General features: G+C 37.9%; 1 rRNA gene. It reads left to right on the top strand.

Features of this window, described 5'->3' with window-relative positions:
• Window positions 1-4: 4 nt before the first annotated feature.
• Window positions 5-311: ribosomal RNA gene (locus A4R26_RS36290) — 16S ribosomal RNA — on the top strand; the annotation flags it as partial.

The following is a 311-nucleotide window of genomic DNA, read 5'->3' as shown; positions in this document are numbered from 1 at the left end:
ATTAGCATGGAATAATGAAATAGGACTTTGGTTCTATTTTGTTGGTTTCTAGGACCGAAGTAATGATTAATAGGGATAGTTGGGGGCATTAGTATTTAATTGTCAGAGGTGAAATTCTTGGATTTATGAAAGACTAACTTCTGCGAAAGCATTTGCCAAGGATGTTTTCATTAATCAAGAACGAAAGTTAGGGGATCGAAGACGATCAGATACCGTCGTAGTCTTAACCATAAACTATGCCGACTAGGGATCAGGCAAGGAGTTTTTTGACTTGCTTGGCACCTTATGAGAAATCAAAGTTTTTGGGTTCC

Source organism: Niastella populi, from assembly GCF_002078015.1.
GTDB classification, from domain to species: Bacteria; Bacteroidota; Bacteroidia; order Chitinophagales; family Chitinophagaceae; genus Niastella; species Niastella populi.
The sequence above is the reverse complement of the archived record's forward strand: the minus strand, read 5'-3'. Positions and strand labels throughout refer to the sequence as shown.